Annotated in this window: 20 protein-coding genes; 15 read left to right on the forward strand and 5 right to left on the reverse strand. The window is 53.2% G+C overall.

Annotated elements, in window-relative coordinates; translation table 11 throughout:
- Window positions 1–37 precede the first annotated feature (37 nt).
- The 10 genes from NST37_RS06675 (at window position 38) to NST37_RS06720 (ending at window position 10,473) form a co-directional block, all read left to right on the forward strand.
- Complete coding sequence (locus NST37_RS06675) at window positions 38–1,297, forward strand: PQQ-binding-like beta-propeller repeat protein (protein ID WP_339186468.1); 1,260 nt, start codon at window positions 38–40, stop codon at window positions 1,295–1,297.
- Window positions 1,298–1,442: 145 nt separating this feature from the next.
- Entirely contained in the window at window positions 1,443–2,294 is an 852-nt protein-coding gene (locus NST37_RS06680; RefSeq protein ID WP_024983159.1) for a MurR/RpiR family transcriptional regulator, read from the forward strand.
- A gap of 17 nt (window positions 2,295–2,311) precedes the next feature.
- A complete protein-coding gene (locus NST37_RS06685) occupies window positions 2,312–3,358 on the forward strand; it encodes a serine hydrolase domain-containing protein (protein WP_311067695.1) in 1,047 nt (348 codons plus the stop codon).
- Window positions 3,359–3,396: 38 nt separating this feature from the next.
- Window positions 3,397–4,719 carry an extracellular solute-binding protein gene (locus tag NST37_RS06690; RefSeq protein WP_031932224.1) on the forward strand — a complete coding sequence of 441 codons (1,323 nt, stop codon included), beginning with the start codon at window positions 3,397–3,399 and terminating at the stop codon, window positions 4,717–4,719.
- 75 nt (window positions 4,720–4,794) lie between these two features.
- Window positions 4,795–5,742: a sugar ABC transporter permease gene (locus NST37_RS06695; protein ID WP_051925435.1), complete on the forward strand. Its 948-nt coding sequence runs from the start codon at window positions 4,795–4,797 to the stop codon at window positions 5,740–5,742.
- 95 nt (window positions 5,743–5,837) lie between these two features.
- Window positions 5,838–6,662 (forward strand): carbohydrate ABC transporter permease, encoded by an 825-nt coding sequence (locus NST37_RS06700; protein ID WP_003388031.1) that lies wholly within the window; start codon window positions 5,838–5,840, stop codon window positions 6,660–6,662.
- The gene (locus tag NST37_RS06705) at window positions 6,649–7,635 is read left to right on the forward strand and encodes a BadF/BadG/BcrA/BcrD ATPase family protein (protein WP_024983163.1); all 987 of its coding nucleotides are present in this window, start codon (window positions 6,649–6,651) and stop codon (window positions 7,633–7,635) included. The genes NST37_RS06700 and NST37_RS06705 overlap by 14 nt, the downstream gene beginning before the upstream one ends.
- Entirely contained in the window at window positions 7,628–8,530 is a 903-nt protein-coding gene (murQ, locus tag NST37_RS06710) for an N-acetylmuramic acid 6-phosphate etherase (RefSeq protein ID WP_003388029.1), read from the forward strand. Before NST37_RS06705 ends, murQ begins: the two co-directional genes overlap by 8 nt.
- A gap of 332 nt (window positions 8,531–8,862) precedes the next feature.
- Window positions 8,863–9,195, forward strand: coding sequence for a DUF3870 domain-containing protein (locus NST37_RS06715; protein WP_003388027.1), 333 nt, complete (start codon window positions 8,863–8,865; stop codon window positions 9,193–9,195).
- 63 nt (window positions 9,196–9,258) lie between these two features.
- Window positions 9,259–10,473, forward strand: a complete 1,215-nt coding sequence (locus NST37_RS06720) for a GGDEF domain-containing protein (protein WP_003388026.1) — start codon at window positions 9,259–9,261, stop codon at window positions 10,471–10,473.
- 1 nt (window position 10,474) lies between these two features.
- Here NST37_RS06720 and nhaC read toward each other — a convergent pair whose 3' ends face one another.
- Window positions 10,475–11,821 carry a Na+/H+ antiporter NhaC gene (gene nhaC / locus NST37_RS06725; RefSeq protein ID WP_251246942.1) on the reverse strand — a complete coding sequence of 449 codons (1,347 nt, stop codon included), beginning with the start codon at window positions 11,819–11,821 and terminating at the stop codon, window positions 10,475–10,477.
- Between the two features lie 323 nt (window positions 11,822–12,144).
- Between nhaC and NST37_RS06730 the strand changes: the two genes are divergently transcribed.
- Window positions 12,145–12,561 (forward strand): VOC family protein, encoded by a 417-nt coding sequence (locus tag NST37_RS06730; RefSeq protein WP_122958639.1) that lies wholly within the window; start codon window positions 12,145–12,147, stop codon window positions 12,559–12,561.
- Between the two features lie 198 nt (window positions 12,562–12,759).
- Here the strand turns inward: NST37_RS06730 and NST37_RS06735 are convergent, their stop codons facing one another.
- The gene (locus NST37_RS06735) at window positions 12,760–13,710 is read right to left on the reverse strand and encodes a cation diffusion facilitator family transporter (protein WP_024983166.1); all 951 of its coding nucleotides are present in this window, start codon (window positions 13,708–13,710) and stop codon (window positions 12,760–12,762) included.
- Between the two features lie 289 nt (window positions 13,711–13,999).
- Between NST37_RS06735 and NST37_RS06740 the strand changes: the two genes are divergently transcribed.
- The 4 genes from NST37_RS06740 to NST37_RS06755 all read left to right on the forward strand — a co-directional run bounded on the left by NST37_RS06740 (window position 14,000) and on the right by NST37_RS06755 (window position 16,466).
- Window positions 14,000–14,923, forward strand: a complete 924-nt coding sequence (locus NST37_RS06740; protein WP_003388022.1) for an FAD-dependent oxidoreductase — start codon at window positions 14,000–14,002, stop codon at window positions 14,921–14,923.
- A 25-nt stretch (window positions 14,924–14,948) separates the two neighbouring features.
- A complete protein-coding gene (locus NST37_RS06745) occupies window positions 14,949–15,194 on the forward strand; it encodes a glutaredoxin family protein (protein WP_003388021.1) in 246 nt (81 codons plus the stop codon).
- Window positions 15,195–15,236: 42 nt separating this feature from the next.
- Window positions 15,237–15,785, forward strand: a complete 549-nt coding sequence (locus NST37_RS06750; RefSeq protein WP_024983167.1) for a peroxiredoxin — start codon at window positions 15,237–15,239, stop codon at window positions 15,783–15,785.
- Between the two features lie 132 nt (window positions 15,786–15,917).
- Window positions 15,918–16,466: a hypothetical protein gene (locus NST37_RS06755; protein WP_031932229.1), complete on the forward strand. Its 549-nt coding sequence runs from the start codon at window positions 15,918–15,920 to the stop codon at window positions 16,464–16,466.
- A gap of 72 nt (window positions 16,467–16,538) precedes the next feature.
- Here the strand turns inward: NST37_RS06755 and NST37_RS06760 are convergent, their stop codons facing one another.
- The 3 genes from NST37_RS06760 to NST37_RS06770 all read right to left on the reverse strand — a co-directional run bounded on the left by NST37_RS06760 (window position 16,539) and on the right by NST37_RS06770 (window position 19,229).
- Window positions 16,539–17,267 (reverse strand): hypothetical protein, encoded by a 729-nt coding sequence (locus tag NST37_RS06760; protein ID WP_339186471.1) that lies wholly within the window; start codon window positions 17,265–17,267, stop codon window positions 16,539–16,541.
- 171 nt (window positions 17,268–17,438) lie between these two features.
- Window positions 17,439–17,909 carry a GNAT family N-acetyltransferase gene (locus NST37_RS06765; RefSeq protein WP_039071186.1) on the reverse strand — a complete coding sequence of 157 codons (471 nt, stop codon included), beginning with the start codon at window positions 17,907–17,909 and terminating at the stop codon, window positions 17,439–17,441.
- A gap of 6 nt (window positions 17,910–17,915) precedes the next feature.
- Window positions 17,916–19,229, reverse strand: a complete 1,314-nt coding sequence (locus tag NST37_RS06770; RefSeq protein ID WP_003388015.1) for a YheC/YheD family protein — start codon at window positions 19,227–19,229, stop codon at window positions 17,916–17,918.

A 19,229-nucleotide genomic window follows, 5' to 3' on the forward strand; every position in this document is an offset into this window, starting at 1 on the left:
TAGGGAACGGAAATTTTTGGCATTGGGGGCTGCGTTGATGAACATAAGGACAGGGGCAAAGACAAAAGTCGCACTGCTCGCGCTTGCACTCGCCTTGATTCTGCCGACTGCTGCACACGGCCAGACTCAAGCAGGGCAGCCGCAAACTGCGGAAACGGTCTCTTTGCCCGAGGTGAAGACCTCCGTTATCGTCTCGCAAAATGGAGAAAGCAAGGCGCTAATTCTCAAGGGTGGGGACAAGTACGAAGTAAAGTGGCAAAACTCGCTGGAAAACGAATATCTCTCCAACGTGGTTACCGACGAACAAGGGATCATGTATGTGACCGGGGCGGACGGTTTTCTCTATCGTCTCGATCAAGAAGGAAAGCTGCTGGGCAAAAGCGATCTGTGGATGTACTGGGCCCATTATCTGGAGATGGGGCGTGACGGACTGCTGTACGTCATCTGGGACAACACGCTGGAGTACGAATGGGAAGCGCCCGGCTATGTGATTGTAGTGGATAAAACAGGAAAAGAGCTTCGGGCGATCGAGTTTCCATATATGCTCAGCCGCAGCTACCGGGATTTCGATGTGGCCAGTAACGGCACGTTCTTTTTGCTCACCGATCAAGGCGTCACGGCAGTGGACAAGGAAGGAAACGTACGCTGGAGCAACAAAGAAATTCTGAGTACAGTCCCATTGCAGGAGGGAGCACTGTTCCCAAGCGTGCACAGTATCGACTGGGTTGAGTCCAAGCGCACGCTGGTCGTCGGGTTGGACGGGCGAACGTTTATCGGGTTGGACGAAGCTGGCAAGATCAGGTGGAAAAGAGAAGGGCTCGACTGGGGAGACCAGTACTATTCGTCCGATGGTATCGTTTACGTACTGGGGGAAAAAGGACTTCACTTCTTTAACGCCGCCGATGGCAAGGATATCGCTGAGGCACCCGTAGATCATGACATCCTGTCCAAGCTGGGCATCCCGAATGATGGAACGGGCGGTTACTACATTCCCCTCAGCAATAACACCATAGGAAAAATAGACCGGACGGGAAAGGTGTTGTGGAGCTATCACACACCTGAGGGAGAGACAGGGTTCGTCAGTTGGGAACGATTTTCGGATTCAGAGGGAAATCTCTACTTTGCCGATTACGGCGGAAACTTGTACGGACTCGACAAGGATGGCAAGGAGAGGTTTATTCTGGAGCGAAACGATCCGGAGTTTGTTTTCAGCAAAGTCTGGCCCGGGAAAAACGGCGCGGTGCTCATGACTGCGGATGGCATGGGGATCATTTCGATCCAACAAAAAAGAAACTAGCATAGCGAAAAAAATGTCCCTCTGCGTTTGATAAAGAGGGACATTTTTTGTTCGGTGCTGTAATATTATTTATTATCGACTAATTGACGATGGAAATAAAATTTCATACAATGTAGGTAAGATTTGGTAAAAGGTCGGTGTGAGGATGCTACATGGAGGTCTTGTCAGTTTGCAGGCCATTTTGGAGGACTTGAAGCCATCCGAACGGAAAGTGGCGGATTTTATTCTCGCCCATCCGGAAGAGGTGGTCAAGCTTTCGGTACAAAAGCTTGCGGAGTTGAGTGGTGTTTCGGAGGCGACGATTATCCGGCTGGCACGTTCTCTGAACATGAAGGGCTACCAGGAGTTGAAGCTGCGCATCGCCGGTGATCTGAATAAACAGACGGCGACGGGCAGCTATAAGGAAATCATGATGGAAGGCTCGGTAGAGTCGATCATGCAGGCGGTCAGTTGGAACAATATCCAGTCGATTCAGGATACGCTTTCCGTTCTGTCGGGAGAAGAGGTTGCCAGGGCCGTCGATGCGCTGGCGAAAGCCCGCAAGATTGACGTGTACGGAGTCGGCGCATCTGCCGTCATCGCCGCTGATATTCGGCAAAAGTTTTCCCGCATCAATCTGTGGTGCGAAGCATACTCCGATTTTCACGCGCAGCTGACCTCGGCAGTCACACTGTCCGAGAGGGACGTGGCCTTCGGCATTTCCTATTCGGGACAAACAGAGGACATCATCCAATCGCTCACGGAGGCCAGGCAGCAGGGCGCGACGATTATTACGCTGACAAAATTCGGTCCCTCGCCGGTCGCGGAGCTGGCCGATATCCGGCTGTTCACCAGCTCCGTGGAGAAAAGCATCCGCAGCGGGGCCATGGCGTCCCGCATTGCGCAGCTGAATGTGATTGATATTTTGTTTATTACCCTCGTCAGCAGACAGCAGGAAGAAGTGATTCCACTACTGGAAAAGACCCGGTTGGCTGTCAGCCGTACCAAGCGGTCGTGAGAAAAGGGGAGCAGAGGATGGAAGCGGTTGGACAATTGCTGCGGACGTGGGTGGAGGAAGGACTAGTGCCGGGCGCTGCCTTGCGCATTATGCGAAAAGGACGAGTAATCTATGCCGCCGATGTCGGCAAAACAAGCTGTACCCCGCAGGGGCGGCCCGTTTCAGCGGATACCTTGTTCGATTTGGCGTCTCTTACCAAGGTGACGTCGACGCTACCTGCCGTACTGCTTTTGCTGCAGGAAGGATTGCTTCACGAAAACGATCCGCTTTCCCGATACTTCCCTGATTGCCCGGAAGAAAAGCGGGAAATTACGATCGCCCAGTTGTTGACGCATACGTCCGGATTGCCCGCAGACCTTGCGGAGCGCAGGCGTGACGGCTCTATCGCGTTGCCGGACTTGCTCTATGAAATTCCGTTGGCACACGCCCCGGGAGAGCGCGTCGTCTACAGCGACATTGGCATGATCTGGCTGGGGCTGTTGATCGAGAAGATCACCCATGAGCCTTTTGACCAGTTTCTCGAGAAAAGGGTATGGACGCCGCTCCAGATGAGACAGACTTGTTTCCGTCCGTATGCCAAATTTTTTCCGAATATTGCGTCTACGGAGTTTTGCCGTCTGACAAACCGGTACATTTCCGGTGAGGTTCATGACGAAAAAGCCTTTGTCATGGGCGGGGTAGCAGGCCACGCCGGCCTGTTCGCGACGGCGGATGACCTTTGCCGCTATGCACAGATGTGGATGACCGGCGCACCGCCGCTAATCTCCGGGGAAATCCGAAGCCAAGCGATCCGCAACCACACGGAAGGCAAGGGAGGAAACCGCGGGTACGGCTGGGAGATAAACGGTCATGAGGGCGGCAACAGTTGCGGCTCCGGCTTTTCTCCCTCCAGCTACGGGCATACGGGATTTACCGGAACGAGTCTCTGGATCGATCCGGAACAGGAGCTGGCAGTCGTCTTTTTGACCAATGCGGTTCATTTGGGACGGGACCACAGCCTGCGCAAGCTTCGTCCTGTTCTGCATGACGCAGTCACGGCTCAACTCAAAAAGAGCCTGACCTAATAAAGCCAAAGCAGTGGAAAAAAGGGGGATGAAAGAGGATGAGGAGGTACCGATCTCGCGCATTTGTTTCCGCTATGCTGACTGCTATGCTGGTGCTCGCCGGATGCAGCGGAGGGACGAATAGTTCGCCTGCCGGAGATGGACAGAGCGGGGGGCAGACCGGCAATCCAGGCAGCAGCGCTGGCGGCGGGGCTGAGCAAGTGACGTTATCCATGCACAGCTGGCGCGTGGAGGACGCTGAGGGCTACAAAAAAATCATTCAGGCTTTCGAAGCAGAGAATCCCGGCATCAAGATTGACTTCAAGCCGTTCAAGGCAACGGAGTACAACACCATACTCAACACTGCTCTGCAGAGCGACAGCGGCCCTGACATTTTGCAGCTTCGCCCGTACGCTCCCGGAATTTCTCTTGCCGAAGCAGGGCATCTGGAGCCGCTGGATCAACTGCCAGGCATCGAGAATTTCTCGAAGGACGTACTTGCAGCTTCTACCGGCAAAGATGGAAAAGTGTACGGCGTTCCCCTCTCACTCAACTCGACACAAATTTATTACAACAAGAAACTGTTTGAACAGAACGGTTTGAGTGAACCGAAGTCCTGGGACGAACTGATCAATACGGCCAAGACGCTGAAAGACAAAGGTGTGGTGCCATTTGCCTTCGGAGCCAAGGAAGGCTGGCTGCTCTCGCTCAGTCACGGCGTCATCGCTCCCGGAACGTACAATGGCAATGCTTTCATAGGTAAAATCCTGAATGGAGAAGCTGACTTTACCAGCCCTGAATTCGTCAAATCCATTCAGCGCATGCAAGAGCTGGTTCCTTATTTCCCGGAAAATTTTGTTGGACTTGATTTGAATGACACCCGGACGATGTTCTTCACGGAGAAAGCCGCTATGTTCATTAACGGAAGCTTTGAGCTGGAAGGATTGCAGAAAATGAATCCCGATCTGCCGCTCGATTTCTTCCCGATGCCGACGGATGACGGAAAAACCGTTTTGACGACGTGGGTAGACGGTTCTTACGCGGTCAACGCAAAGTCCAAGCATAAAGCGGAAGCGCTCAAGTTTCTCGAGTTTATGGCCAGCAAGAAGTTCGGTGAGCTGTTTGCCAACGAATTCAAACGCATCAGTGCCATCCCCGGTGTAACGACAAGCGATGCGCTCGTCAACAAAATGGCGGAGCTGTCAGCCAGCAGCTCGACCCCTTACCTGATGGTGGTCCACTTTGCAGAAGGCAATCCGACGACCAAGCAAACGCTTGAAAACGCGCTGCAAGGCATGTACTTGAACAAATTGACACCGGAGCAGGTGAGCCAAGAGGTGCAGAAATCGGCGGCGAGCTGGTTCCCCGCATTCAAAAAATAACAAAGAAAATGGATTCGGCCGGTAGAGGGGCTGGTCACTCAGCCCTTTGCCGCCGACATACAAGGGGTGGTCGTCATGGGCGTACCCGAGCGGGAGCAGGTACAGCCAAAAAGGAAATCGAAGGCGCGCTGGCTGCTGCATCTGTTCCCTCTCCCTGCTTTCATTTTGTATACACTGTTCGTTGTCTATCCGATCCTTTCTGCCTTTACCTACAGCATGTACGAGTGGAAAGGGATAGCCCGGGGAGCGTTTGTCGGCCTGCAAAATTTCCTGACGCTGTTTCAGGTGGAGCCGTTTAACAAACTGTTCTGGAATGCCTTTGGACACAACGTCATCTATTTTCTCGTCGAGATGGTGGTCCAGAACGGAATTGCGTTTATCCTCGCCTTTCTGATTTATCGCAAAATTCGCGGAGCGGGCTTTCTCAAGATTGCGTACTTCATGCCGCGGCTGCTTTCCGTCATTGTGGTTGGGTTTTTGTGGAAATTGATCCTGAATCCGAACTACGGGGCGCTCAATACGTTCCTGGCAAAGCTGGGGCTGGAGGAGTGGGCCAAGCCATGGCTGGGGGACCCGGATACAGCACTGCTTGCGATTATATTGGTCAATTGCTGGTTCGGGATCGGCTTTGCCGTTCTGATCTTCCTCGCGGGCCTGCAATCCATCCCGGAGGAGCTGATCGAGGCGGCGAGGCTGGATGGAGCCAAGGGGATCACTATGCTGGGACGCATCATTTTGCCGCTGATGATGCCGTCGATCACGATCATGACCATTTTCACGTTTATTCAGGCGTTTGAAGCTTTTGAGCTGGTATATGCGATGCAGGGCTCGATGGGAGAGCCGTTCCACTCTACCGATACGCTCGCGGTCTACTTTTATCGGCTCGCCTTCAGCGGTTCGGGAGGAGCAGGGGATGTTTCCATCGGACTCGGCTCTGCACTTGCCGTCGTGCTGTTTTTCATCGTAGCCTCCGTATCGGCTCTCTCGCTCAGGGTGATGCGTAAGCGTGAAATCCAGCACTGATCCAGACAACCAGGAAGCAGGCCTTCGACTACAAAAAAGCGGCGTGATTCAAAGCGGCATGTAGCAGATATGCCGCCCAAAAGGAGGAGAGCGGCATGAGAGCTGGCATCGGCAGACGTTCCCTGCAGTATCTTTTTGCCTACCTTTTCGTACTGGTAGCCCTCTATCCCATCGTGCTCATGGTCAGCTCGTCTGTTAAAACAAATGCGGAGATTTTCACAAGTCCGCTGGCATTGCCGAAGACGTTCAGTCTGGACACGTACCGGAAGCTGTGGGAGGTCGTGCCCTTTGCCGATTTTCTAATGAACAGCGTCGTGGTCAGTGTCACATCCGTGCTTCTGATCACGGTCACGTCCGCCATGGCAGCTTTTTATCTGGCGCGTTTTTCGTACAGATGGACGGGATTGCTCTACTTCTTCTTTCTGCTCGGGCTGATGATTCCGATCAAGCTCGGGATCGTCCCGCTCTTTTTGCTGATGAAAAAGCTGGGGCTGCTCAATTCGCTCTGGTCGCTGATTTTGATCTATACGGCCAGCGGCATCCCGATCTCCGTGTTTATCTTGACAGGCTTTTTTCGGACGCTGCCTGTGGAGCTGGAGGAAGCGGCGAGGATCGACGGCTGCAATCACTTTCAGGTATTTTGGCGAGTCCTGCTGCCGCTCATCCGCCCCGCTTTGGGGACGGTCGTAATCATTAACTTTATTCATGCCTGGAACGACTTCTTTTTTCCGCTGATCTTTATTCAGGATGAAGCGCTGAAAACGATTCCGGTGGGGATGATGGTGCTGTTCGGCGAGTACGAGACGGACTGGAGTCTGCTGTTCGCAGGCTTGACCCTCTCTGCCTTGCCGATGATCGCGGTATTTTTGATGGCATCCAGGCAATTTATGGAAGGGTTGACGGCTGGTGCAGTTAAATAAGGCGCGACGTTTATTTATCGGAATGGATGGAGGTGGCAGCAAAACCAAGGCTGCGATCTGTGATGAAACGGGAGAGATTGTCGGTTTTGCCGTCGGAGAAGGTGCGAACCCGCTTTCCCGGCCCTGGCCGCAGGTCGAAAACACCTTGCGTCAGCTCATAGACGAACTGATCGTACAGGCTGGCGGTACGGCGGATGACGTGGAGGGGATCTTCCTCGGCATAGCGGGTGCTGACCGGCCAGAGGTAAAAGGCTGGATTGAGAGCGCATTCGGACCGTCGTGGGGAGGACGTCTCCACATCGACAATGACGCTGCAGGTGCCCTCTATTCCGGTACGTGGGGCGGGCCGGGTATCGTGTTGATTGCCGGTACCGGTTCGATCGCCTACGCGCTGACACCTGCGGGAGAGCGCCATCGGGTCGGCGGTTGGGGGTATCTTTTGGGGGATGAAGGCAGCGGCTATGATCTGGGCAGACAGGCGGTCATTGCTGTATTGCGGGCACTCGACGGCCGCGGGGCTCCGACGCTTTTGAGCGAGCTTTTGAATCGCCACTTTGGAATCGACCGGCCCGATCAATTGATCGCCCGCTTGTACGGCTCGCCAAACCCCCGCAAGGACCTGGCTGAAGCGAGCGTCCTGGCTGAGAAGGCGGCTGCATGCGGCGACGAAGCAGCGATTCGTTGCATCAACCAGGCTGCCCGCTCGCTTTTGGAGCTGGTCGAGACATGCCGGACGCGGACTTCCAGCAGCATGCCTGTCGTTCTGGCAGGCGGGCTGCTGGAGTCAGATACGATGCTGAGAAGACGACTTTTGGAAATGGCCCGCTTTGATGTAATCATTCCGCAGGCAACTCCCGTATCGGGATGCCTGGCTGCAGCTTTGCTGCGGGCCGGGCTGCCAATCGATGAGCAGATGAAAAAAAGACTTGCAGGGAAGCAAACAGAAGGAGCAGAGGAGGACGCCCATGGGTGAAAACTTGCATGAATTGACTACGGAAATGCGAAATGCAGCTAGTGAAGCGTTGGACCAGATGACCAGCCTGGAGATTGTGACACTGATGAACGAAGAGGACAAAAAAGTAGCGCATGCCGTCGAGCAGGTTTTGCCCCAGGTGGCCAGGGCAGTCGATTTGATTTCGCGTGCGCTGGAGGACGGAGGGCGACTCTTCTATTTTGGCGCCGGTACGAGCGGACGGTTGGGAGTCCTCGATGCTTCCGAATGCCCGCCGACGTTCGGCACAGATCCGCAGCTTGTCCGGGGCGTGATCGCCGGAGGGGTTGATGCGCTGGTGGAGGCGATCGAGGGAGCGGAGGATTCGGCAGAACTCGGAAAAGAAGACGTGATGCGCAGCGGTGTCCGCGCGGGTGATGTAGTGGTGGGCATAGCCGCCAGCGGAAGGACACCTTATGTCATCGGAGCACTGGAGGCAGCCAAAGCGAGACAGGCTGTGACGATCTCGCTGTCCTGCAATCCTACCCCCGACATCAGCCAGGGAGTCGACGTCTCGATCAACATCGTGGTCGGACCCGAGGTGGTGACCGGCTCAACGCGGTTAAAGGCAGGCACGGCCACAAAAATGGTGCTGAATATGCTGACGACAGCCAGCATGGTTCACCTCGGCAAGGTTTACGGCAATCTGATGGTAAATGTCCAGGCGACCAACCAGAAGCTCAGGGAGCGGGCCAAGCACATCGTCATGGAGGTGACGGGGGCCAGCTACGAGGAGGCGGAGCGGCATATCACGCTCGCAGGCGGAGACGCCCGGGTAGCGATCGTGATGAAGCAGACCGGACTTTCGGCAGAAGAAGCACGGGAGCGATTGAACCAGGCTGGCGGAAAGCTGCGGTTGGCCATGGAAAAAAGGTAGAGAGATAATTATGAGTGAAATACAGGCTATGCGTTTGAGGCATCGATATCGGTGCCTCTTTTTTTCGTTCACTGTAAACGAAGCTGAACTGCCAGCGCATGTGCAAGTTGCGACTTGGGAGAAGATTTCGCAACGCAAACTGCATTAGGGATGGTAAGAACAGAGGGAATAGGGTAATATTGGTTGTACTTAGTAGAAGAAAAGGCGATAGGCTATTTCCAACAACCGGGGTAGCCGTTTTCTCGTCCCACGGGGGAAGGAACACGACAAATAGATGCATCGAACAGGCGGGAACACTCCTGGACACGGAAGTAAAAGGGAGGCAGAGGCAGATGACCGACTGGTCTCAAGCAAAAACTGTACTTACGGCTGGGTTTGCTCAAATTCCAAAAGGAACGACTCTGTATGAAGTATCTTCAGTAGTTGGCTGCGTGCTCATCATCGATGTAGAGAAGGAAGTCATTTGTGACGCCAGCTTTACCTTTGTGATGGATAAGACCAGCGATTTTTTAGCCGGCCTGCTTCGCGGCAGGTCGGTTGCAGGCGGGATGACGGAGATCACCCAGGTCGTTCAGGAGCGTTTTCTGGCGCCGGGACAAGGGGCTGTATTGCAGGCGATAAGGGCTGCGGTCGAACGCTTTCTGGAGACAAAAAGGCAGTCCTGATTCCGAATTCCTAGATTGCAATGAAAATTGATTGGATTGCCCGAGTGTACGAGGGGGTAGTGCATGGTAGAGAATACGTGGTCAAGGGAAGAGTCCGTAAAGCGATTGCTCGATCGGTACAACCAATGGCTAAACCATATCGAGTCTGTTGACCGGGAAGAAATATTCGCAATCTCTCGGGAACTGGGAGGGATATTGGGTGTTTCCGAACTGGAGCAGCACGAGCAGATTCTGGACAAAATAGTCAAACTAAATGAAAAAGTGGCACATTTGTCCTGGCTATCCGAGCATTTGAAAATACTGCATGACCTCAGCCACACGTTTTCCAGAACCTACGATGAGGAAGAGATACTCACGAAGGCCTTTGAGCTGGTTTCCCGTGTAATGAGGACGGATGCCTTTTTTATCGCGCTTTACGAAGAAGGCGACAGTGAAATTCAAATCCCGATCAGTATCGATTCAGGAGTCAATTACGGTCCGATCACGCTTCCTTACGGGGAAGGGATTATTTCCAAAGTGATTGCGACTCGTGAAACCGTACATCTCCGAACCTCCCGGGATGAAACAGTGGGCGCCTCTGCCGTTCGTTGGGGCAATCCCGAAAGCGACACAAATACGTGCATTTTTGTCCCCTTGATGCTGGGGAATCAGATGAAAGGCGTCATTTCCGCGCAATCGTATCGGGAGTTTGCCTACAAAAAAGAGCACGAGGAACTGCTGAAAATCATCGGCTCTCAAGTAGCCAGCGCGGTCGAGACAGCGAGGCTGTACGATCGGATGTACCAGATGTCCTTTCGGGATGATTTGACCGGAATCCTGAATTATCGGGCTTTTCACCGCGATCTGGAGAAGCTTCTGGAAGAGGGGCAGTCATCCGTAGCACTGATCATGCTGGATTCGGACCATTTGAAAGCAGTGAACGACCAATACGGTCATCACGTAGGAGACGAGTTGATCCGCTGTATCGCCGAGGCGCTGAAAGTGAACGCGGGAGCAGGGGAGAGCGTCTACCGATACGCCGGCGACGAATTCATGCTTCTCTCTCCCGATGCAACCCTGCGCGAAATGATGGACAAGGTGCTCGCCATCCGTGAATACCTGTACAAACACCCGCTGGTTTATCAAGGGCGGCTCATCCCGGCAACAGTGAGTGCCGGGATCGCGCTTTATCCCGATCATGCCGACAGCGCGGACGGATTGAAACGGGCCGCGGATGAGGCGCTGTACCGCTCCAAGAAAAGAGGGAAAAACTGTGCGACCGTTTACGGAGCGGGATAACTTATCTCCTGATCCAGGCAAACAAAAAGGTAAAGAGCGGCGACAGCCAGAGGAACAGGGCGTACGGCAAATAATCCAGTGTTGCCACATGCAGGGTGGAAGTGAAAAATGCACCGCTTACGCCCCATGGGATCAGGGGATTGATCAGCGTACCGCAATCCTCCAGCGTGCGGGAGAGCCTTACGCGAGAAATGCCTCTGGATTCGAAGGAATCACGAAACATCTGCCCCGGCAGCAGGATGGAAAGGTATTGCTCGCCAGTCAACCCGTTCACGAGTATGGAGGACGAGCCTGCCATGGTAATGATGCCGCCCTCGTGCCTGATTCGCTTGAGCAAGGAACCAAAGAGGGCATGAAAGACTCCGCTTCGCTGCAACAGACCGCCTAGCGAAAGGGCGATCAGAATCAACGACAGCGACCACGTCATCGACAACAGCCCGCCGCGGTTCACGATCGAGCCGACGATTTCATTTGAAAACTCGCCGTGGAATCCGTTCTGCATCACGGAAAGCCACGCAAGCGGCGAGTGTTCTCCCTGGAATATGGCTGCGGTAACAATTCCGCTGGCGATACCCGCGATCAGCGTGGGCAGGATCGGTTTGCGCCAGAGGGAGCACCCGATCACGACCACAGCGGGCAGCAGTGTAAAGACCGACAGCGAGAAGTGCTTCTCCAGCTCCGCCTGGATAAGCGCGATGTTGGACAGATTGACGGCGTCAGGCTGGCTCTGAAAGGCAAAAAAGACAGCCGTCAAGACAATCGCAGGTACCGTCGTTCGGGTCATGAAACGGACGTGCGACATCAGGGGAACACCGGCTACAGCCGCAGAAAAATTCGTCGTGTCGGACAACGGAGACATTTTGTCCCCGAAACAGGCCCCTGAAATGACGGCACCAGCCGTAACAAGCGGGTCCATCCCCAGTGCAGTGGCTACCCCCATCAACGCTACCCCGACCGTACTGACAGTCGTAAAGGAGCTTCCTGTGGCTGTTGAGACGAGAATGGTCAAAAACAGAGCGCTGATCGTAAAATACTCCGGCGAAATCAAAGAAATCCCGTAATACAGAATGGTCGGCACCGTCCCGCTCATCATCCAAACACCGATCAGGATGCCGATGAGAGACAGGATGAGCAGGGGGGCGACAGCTGACTGAACGCCTTTGATAATGCCCTCCTCCATCTCCTCCCACGTCACTCCGAAAAGGCGGATAAAAACCGCGGATGCTACGAGAGCGGTCAATAATGGCATATGAGGCTCTGCTTTTCCGAAAAACAGGGCGGGAAACAATATGGCAAAGACAACAAGCAAAACAGAGAGGCTCTGCCCAAAGGTGATCGATTTGTTCATGGCAATAACGACTCCTACTCGTCTGCACCGCCGCTTTTGTGCGGCTATGCTTTTGTGCTTTTTCGCTTTTTCGCGTTCAAGCGATAGGGGTACTTTAGCTTGAATGGTTGAATACGTCAATGCGTTCGGCAGTTTTCGCAATCGCAAAATAATTATGTAAACAGTATATTCGTCTAATTGGCAGAAAGTCTCGAATAAAGGAAACGAATTTGTCTGCAGATTGCAAACATAGCAATTCATAAGAAATGAAGCCAAAAGGCACATGCTAGAATAGGCCTATCTTGCCAAACCAACCGCAAAAAATAACGTAGAGGTGATTGATCGTGGGACTTCAAGCGAAAATGACGTTTGTGAATCTTCCAGTAAAGGATCTGAACAAATCCATCGACTTTTTTTCGAAAATCGGATTCGAATTCAATCCCCAGTACACAGATGAGAATGCTACCTGCATGATTATCAATGACAACACCTTTGTCATGCTGCTGGTCGAGAGCTTCTTCCAGACATTTACCAAAAAAGAGCTGTCCGATGCAACAAAAACGACGGAAGTGATTATGGCGTTATCGGCCCAGAGCAGGGAGCAGGTCAATGAGATTGTGAACAAAGCGCTGGAAGCAGGCGGAAAAGCTTCAAATGACCGCTTTGACCACGGCTTTATGTACGGCTGGAGCTTTCAGGATATGGACGGCCATCTGTGGGAAGTCATGTATATGGATCAAAGCGGCGGCGAAGCCGTTTAAGAAGCGAATAAGCTAAAAAAGCAAAAAAGCAAAGAAGCGAAGAAGCACGAGCACGCTATCGCCGGCAGCTTGGCGGGCCATCTCCACACGCAAATATGAACAGGTGCCGACTCGCACAAAAAGCCGCTTTCCCGGAATCCCGGAAAAGCGGCTTTTATTATTGACAATGGCTGCCAGCCAGGACGCAAAGCAATCGGATCAGGAAGAAAACTGCTCCTCCCGCTGCTGCAGAAACATCTTCCCGTACTCTCCGTGATCGTGGAATTGCGCATGCTCCACCTGGATCGTGGAGTGATTGATGCCGTACTTGTTCTTCAAAGTCTCATTCACTGCCAGGATAACGCAGAACGGCTGAATATCTTCGCGGACAAACACGTGGGCGGTAATCGAATAATGGTCAGTCGAAATTGCCCAAAGATGCATTTCGTGCACGTCCTCGACACCCTCCACCGCCGCTATGTCCTGGCGGATTTCTTCGAGGTCAAACTTTTCCGGAACGGATTCCATAATAATCAGGTACGATGCCCGGATGATCTTGGCTCCGCCGGTAAAGATGATCGCGCCGATTACCATGCTGATCAACGGGTCAAAAATGGTGAAGCCGGTAAAGTAAATGATGACGGCGGACAGGATAACCCCGACCGAGCTGAGCAAATCTCCAATGAAGTGCCACAGGGCGCTCTGGATGTTCAAATTTTCCTCTTCTTTCGAACTGCGGCTCAAGACGACGGTCAGGATGATGTTGACGACCAAGCCGATGGAGGCGATCGTCAGCATCAGCTTGAGATCCACGTCCTGCGGAGTAATCATCCGCTTGATCCCCTCGATGAAGATTCCGACCGCGATGACGGCGAGCGCCGCTCCGTTGAGAAAGGATGCGATGATTTCAAAACGCAGGTATCCAAAGGTATAGCGGCTATTCGGTTTCCGCGAGGCCATGTAGATGGCTGTCATGCTCAGTCCCAGCGCCAGCACGTCCGAGATCATATGTGCGGAGTCCGACAGGAGCGCGAGCGAGTTGGAAAGCAGTCCGCCAACGATTTCGACGATGGTGAAGAACAGGGTAATGAACAGCGTAATCCACAGCGTCTTTTTGGATGTCTGCTGGTCTTTTACGTGATCGAGATGATGATAATCCATGTTTTTCATCGGCATGTCTTCCTTTCATATATGAAGTGAGAAACAGTTTCATCCCCTGTAAAGCGCGAAAGCTGCCATCTAGTGGCAGCGTTCGTTACCTGGATTTTCATTTTGGGTGATTTTTGAACAGTTTCCTCCTTTAAAAAGTAATGCATCTTTTGGAAAGAAGCAAGAGCAATTTGCCCTTTATTTAAAATAATTACAAAAAGATATTGACTTTTATATTGTATTGGGTAAAATGATAACTGTTACTAGTTAATAATCATTATAAAATATGGATCGTGAGGTGAATGCGTGCATGTACGATGTAATCATCATCGGCGGTGGACCAGCAGGAGCATCTGCAGCGATTTATACGGCGCGCGGCAACTTAAAGACACTGGTGATCGACAAAGCACCCAATACGGGGGCCTTGGCGCTGACACATAAAATCGCCAACTACCCAGGGGCGGAAGGCGAGATGACGGGAAAAGAGCTGCTGGACATTATGCGCAGGCAGGCGGAGAGCTTCGGTGCGACATTCCTGCAAACAACGATTACCGCTGTGGATGTGGAGGATGAAGTCAAAAGCATCTACACCGCAGACGGCACATTCGAGGCTAAGGCCGTGATTGTGGCAACCGGCTCGAAGGGGCGCAACCGCATGCTCCCGGGCGAAGAGAAGCTGCTGGGCCGAGGCATCAGTACCTGCGCTACGTGCGACGGAGCTTTTTACCAAGGAAAAAGTGTTGCGGTGATCGGGGATTCCGAGGAAGCGCTGGAAGAGGCGCATGCACTGACCAAGTTTGCAGACAAGATTGTCTTCATCGTTCCCCGGGCTGAGCTCCAAGGGGTAGACGAAGTACCCGAGCTGCCCAAAACGGAATTTTTGTTCCGCACTCGTCCCGTGGAAATTGTCGGAGAGCAGTCTGTCGAAGGTGTTCAAATACGCCACGCAGATGGCAGGGAAGAGCTCGTCTCGGTGGACGGAGTGTTTATTTTCCTCTCGGGAAGCAAGCCCGGAACGGATTTCCTCGAAGATCAGGTACCGCTTGATGATGAAGGCTTCATGATCCTGGATGAATTTATGCAGTCCTCTGTGCCGGGAGTATTCGGCGCGGGCGAAGTTCGCAAAACGCCTGTCAAGCAAGCAGTGGTGGCAGCCGCTGACGGAGCGATCGCGGCCATGGCTGTCGACAGGTATATCAACAAACGGAGCAAGATCGTTCCCCAATACAAATAAAACCCTCGGCAAGGAGAGAGTGAACATGGCACAAGCAATCGTATATTCCAGCACAAACTGCGGTTTTTGCAAGCAGCTTAAAACGTATCTGGAAGAACAAAACATTTCCTATGATGAACGCAATATTGACGAGAATGAAGCCTACCGCGAAGAGCTGGCCCGTCTCGGAATGATGTCTGTTCCGTTGACACTGATCGGCGAAAAGCAGATTCTCGGCTTCAACCCGAATCGGATCAAGAAAGCGCTGGCTGCGCTTGAAGCAGCCGAATAATCAGGAACAGACATCTGTAAAAATGAGAGGAGCTGGACATCAATGAGCGATCGCGTACAACTGCAAGTAGGAAAAAAAGCACCTGATTTTAATATGGTGACCACAAAAAATCTGGAGACGCTGGAGGAGCGCGCGACTCTGGCGGATTACAAAGGGAAGTGGCTGATCCTGTTCTTCTGGCCGTTTGACTTTACCTTTGTATGCCCGACAGAAGTGACTTCCTTCAGCGACAGCATCGCGGAATTTGAGGATCTGGATTGCGAAGTACTGGGTGTATCTGTAGACAGCGTGCACACTCACCGCGCATGGATTCGCACCCCTCGCGACCAACAAGGCATCGGAGAAGTCAACTTTCCGCTTGCCAGCGACATCACCAAAAAGACTGCGGAAGCTTACGGCGTTCTGGATGAAGAGACCGGTGCCGCTCACCGCGGACTGTTTATCATCGATCCGGAAGGCATTCTCCGCTATCAGGTTGTTACCGACATGAACGTCGGCCGCAGCGTTGACGAAACGCTCCGCATCCTGCAGGCGCTGCAGGCTGGTGGCCTTTGCCCGGCAAACTGGAAGCCAGGCATGAAAACCCTGTAAGCAGTACCCATAGTAGCAAACCCCTGCCCGCTGACCGCCATCAGCGGGCTTTTGCTCTTTTTAGCTGGTAGGGTACAATGAGAGAAAGAAAAGCCGTCAGCGAGAATAAGGAAGAGAAGAGGCGAGCTGCTTATGCGAGATGTACAAAACCGGTACCAGGGGTTGCCGCCGCGCACACCGGAGATGCTCTACAACATCGTCCGCAAATTTTACCGGGGAGCTGTGAACCACTACGATCTGATCCAGGAGAAGAAAACGGATGTGAAGCGGGCGCTGGCAGAGTGGACAGGCGCAAAGGAGGATGAACGGCAACAGCGGCAGCAGGCGGTTAACGGGGCGTTGACGACGCTGTTTTTGGAGTTTCACTTCTATGTAACGTGCTGGCTGCAGATCGAAATGGCCCTCTACCGTCTGGCGAAAAACGATGGACGACACGCCCGGATCATGGAGCAGTTTCGGGACGTGCTGGAAACCCATGTCAACGTCCGCCATTACCTTGAGCAGCCGGAAAAATGCGTAGATGCCCAATGGGAAGGCGATCCCAAAAATCGGCGACTGCCGGGAGCAGAACGGGATTTGTACCGGTTTGGCGAAACCCTTTTTACAGTGGACACTCAAAGCCTGGAGAGCTTGCATGCCCTGTACGAAGCGATTGCGGCAGTACGTGCCGAAAGCGAGTAGACGTAAAGCGCAAAAACAAGACCGTCGGACTTCGCATCCAGACGATCTTGCTCGCTATAAGTGTCATTTCCTTTAGAAGCCAGCGAAATTATAACCGGCATAGGGGGCTTGCTGGCCTGCATTGAGAGCGCGTACTTCTTGCACGTTCGTGCCTGCGAAGCCTGGCTGGAACACAGCTTGTACACTGCCGCCAAACGGCGCTGCAAACGATTGCTGCGGCTGCGCCTGGAAGCCAAAGCCTGCACCGAACGACGAGTAGCCTGGCTGATTCAGTTGGCGTACTTCCTGAACGTTCGTACCAGCGAAGCCGGGAGAGAAGATGCTGCCGACATTGCCTGCTGCGGGTCCGGCAAAGCCTGTATAGGCATTGTTGAAGCCTCCGCCAAAGGAGGTGTTATTCCGGGCCTGCACTTCTTGTACATTCGTACCGGCAAAACCAGGAGAGAAGATTGATTGTGCCGATCCGGTGAATTGCTGCTGATAGCCAGCCTGGGCTTGCGGATAGCCAAATGCGGCTTGCTGATAGCCTGGGCCAGGACCAAAGGAAGCGAATCCGACTTGGTTCTGTTGACGTACCTCTTGGGCGTTCGTGCCGGCGAAGCCAGGTTGGAAAACAGCTTGTACCCCGCCAAAACCGCCTTGCACAGGAGCTCCGTATGTAGATGCTGCCGGAATTTGTCCACCGTTATTCAAGTAGCGGACCTCTTGTGCATTCGTACCGGCAAATCCGGGTTGAAAAACGGCGTTGGCAGAGCTGGAAAAAGGAGCTTGTTGGATCGGCAAGTAATTTTGAAAGGTCATTTTGACCACCTCCATTAACTATATTTTCCAATGTTTAGTAGCTGATTCATCACCCCCTGTTAAAAGAGAATTCGGATTTGTACTGTTTGTGAAAATATCTGCATAACAAAAAAAACTCTCCCAAGGTACCGGTCAAAACGGTCAGCTTGGGAGAGTAAGGGCAGAAGGGCACTACCCTGCAGATACCTGCAAATCCTCGGGAGTCCATTGGCCGTATGCGAGCCATAGAGTCGGCTTGCCGGTAGGGCCGATACATGCTTTTGCCGGCGCAAATCCGAGACTGCGGAATAAAGAAAGGCTCGGTTCGTTGTCGATTGCGATCCTGACATAAAGCTTGGGCAGCAGCCTGCACATCCGGGAAGCCATCGCCTTGCCGATTCCGTGCCCTCGTCTCCGCCTGTCGACGACAAGGAACGAGTGGGCGAGCCCGCACTTGGAGACGGCGAACAAGCCGACCAGACGCTTTCCTTCGACAGCTGCAAGCAAGACGGCTTCCTGTCTTTTCAGTTTTTCCGGAGTCAGCTCTGCCAGCCAGTCGCGCGCCTCTGCCGTAATCCGGCGTTCACCCTCCAGCCTGACAAAGCGGAGCAGGGTAGCTTTGATTGATGTCAAGGCAATGGGGGACACCTTGATGATTTTCATTGTGTGCTACCCCGAAGCAAGCTCCCGATTGTTCTGGAGCCGGGAGACGTATTGCGAGTAGTGGATCAGATTGGAGAGCGAGGTCCGTCGGATCGTTGGTTCGTCAAATTTTTCCGGCTTTGCATTTGCTTCGAACAACCAAAGCTGCCCTTCCTTTGTCAGCCCCATATCCATCGACATTTCTGCAAGTCCCTCAATCGCATGATTCAAAGCGGAGGCAATGGTCAAGGCCGTCTCCTTTATTTTGCCTTCAATCTTGCCGGCATCCTCCTTGAAGATCGCTCGCAGGACGGTTCCCAGAGAGTGGATCGAGCCGCCGCGCGGGACGTGGGTCGTTATGCTCTGGATACCTGCCCGGCGAATGCCGATGCCAGTCACTCCCCATTCCCCTTTGCCGTTTTTTTGGACCAGAACGCGGACGTCAAATGGCTTTCTCAAGTAATGCGCCCGATGGATTCCCTGCTGCATGATGTAATGCTTGCCGCGTGTGTGCCCTTTTACATGCTTCCAAACACCTTCGAGAGTAGAAAACTGGCGTGTAACGGCTTTTTGCTCCTTGAGCCGCTGTACGAGCCAGTGGTCTCGTTTGTGCTCCACCCGCATGATTCCCTCTCCTGCTTTCCCCAGTACCGGCTTTAGATATACGAACCGATGCTGGTTGCAAAACAGACGGAAGCGTTGGAGAGAATCAAACTTCTTTGTCTCCGGAAGAAAAGGGGTTACTTCGGTATAATTGCTCAGCGTTTGAAACAGTTTTTGCTTATCGAAAAAGCAGCGGTTGAACAACGTCACATTTTGCAAGCTGTCGATCTGGTTCAATGTCGCCTGCACATCCGAGCGTTTTTCCGCTTTGCGTGAAGGAATGCGGTTATACACCACATGGGGAAAGGGAAGGTCTGCCTCCAGCCAGTGATCTTGTTGTTCGTCGTAGAGGAAGCCGCGGACGCTTTTTTTGTCCCAGTTGATGCTTTGCGGAGTGAAGACATACACGAGAGCACCGAGCTTTTTGCCGGAGAGAGCAATGTCTTTAAAGTTTTGTCGATTGCCAAAAAAATGTTGACCGTTTCCCACTGTCAAAATCCCGATCAACGGGCCCAGCTTCAGGGTGTCATTCACTGTTCTCCAGTTGATGCGGGTGCGAATGCGGCCTGGCTGCCGTTTGGGAAGGCCGAGGTACACGCGTTTGGGCGTATCAAACGCTCCCAGTCTGGAGTACAGCTGTTTGCGTCCGCGCAGGATATGAAGATTTTGACGCGGTAACTGCAAAAACCAACGGCCGCCGGGGAAGATGGTCAACCACCCGGAGCGCAGTTGAGGCAT

Source organism: Brevibacillus sp. FSL K6-6036 (assembly GCF_037964015.1).
Classification (GTDB): domain Bacteria; phylum Bacillota; class Bacilli; order Brevibacillales; family Brevibacillaceae; genus Brevibacillus; species Brevibacillus borstelensis.